General features: G+C 75.4%; 1 pseudogene. It reads right to left on the bottom strand.

Annotated elements, in window-relative coordinates:
• A pseudogene (locus ACIRS4_RS37445) lies at positions 1–1,268 on the bottom strand (hypothetical protein); the annotation flags it as partial.

A 1,268-nucleotide genomic window follows, 5' to 3' on the forward strand; every position in this document is an offset into this window, starting at 1 on the left:
CTTCGAGCCCGGCGGCCTGCTGCGGCGCGACACCGTCGGCGAAGCGGACCAGACGCCACAGCGGCGCGCCGGGACGCTCCGCGCGCGCGTCGGTACGGGCCGCGAAAGCCGGTGGCGCGTCGTCGCGTTCGGCCGCGACCCGCTCCCGCTCGGCCCGCAGTTCGCTCGCGCGGGCGGTGGCCTGCGCGGCGCGGGCGCGCGCCTCCTGGCGGCGGCCGCGGATCTCCTCGGTGAGCGGTTCGGTCCGCTCGGCCAGCACCTCCGCCGGGGTGGCGGGGACGGGGAGGTCCTCCAGCGCGGCCTCGGCACCCGGTGCGGCCCCGGCGGATTCGCCGGTCGCGGTGGTCTCGGTGCCGGACGTGTTCTCGGTCTTCTTGGCGCGGCCGTTCGGTGCGCCGCCACCGCGGGTGAGCGGTTCGGTGCCGACTTCACCGAGGGCCTCGTTGAGCGACTCGAACAGCCCGGTGCGGATGGGGGTGTACACCTCGCGATGGGTGTCCCACCAGTCGCGCAGGGTGATGGCGGTATTCGAACGGGCCAGCGCGACAGCGGCTTCGGCCTCGGCGAGCTCGGCCGCCGCGGCATCACGCAGTTCCACCGCGCGGCCGGAGGCGCGCTCGGCGCGGGTGCGTTCGGTGCCCGCCTGGTCGACCAGGGTGAGCGCCCGCCGGACCGCGCGGACGTCGCCGTCGCGTTCCTCGGCGTGCGAGCGGACCGTGGTGGTGAGATGGTCGGCGCGCGCCGATTCCGGCAGCGTGGTCCAGGGAATGCCGGCTTCCTCGGCGACCGCGCGCAATTCGTCCTCGCCGCGCGACAGCGCCGAGCCGGCATGGGCGACCGCCGCCTGCGCCCGCTCGGCCTCCTCGAGCCGCTGGTCCACGGTCTGACGGGATTTCAGCGCCTTGTCGTGGTGGACGGCCGCGGAGGTCTCCAGGCGGCGCACCGCGTCGGCGAGGTCGTCGAGCTGCTGTTTGCCCTCGTAGGCGCTGGAGCGCTGCAACGTCTCGCGGTCGGCGAGGGCCTGTTCGTAGGCGCGGTCGGCGTCCTCGGCGCGGGTCTCGGCGGCGCCGCGTTCGGTGTCGCGGCGGGTGCGCAGGGCCGCCGCGGCGTGCAGGGCGGTGCCCGCGTGGGTGACCGTGTCCAGACGCGTCTGCACCTGGTCGACGTCCGTCTTCGCCTGCACAGCCAGGTATTTCCGGTAGACGGTGACGAAATCGCGGGTCGCGGTGTCGGCCTGCACCAGGCCTTCGAGGGTGCGCCCGACCTCC

The organism is Streptomyces sp. NPDC101166 (assembly GCF_044768125.1).
Lineage (GTDB): Bacteria > Actinomycetota > Actinomycetes > Streptomycetales > Streptomycetaceae > Streptomyces.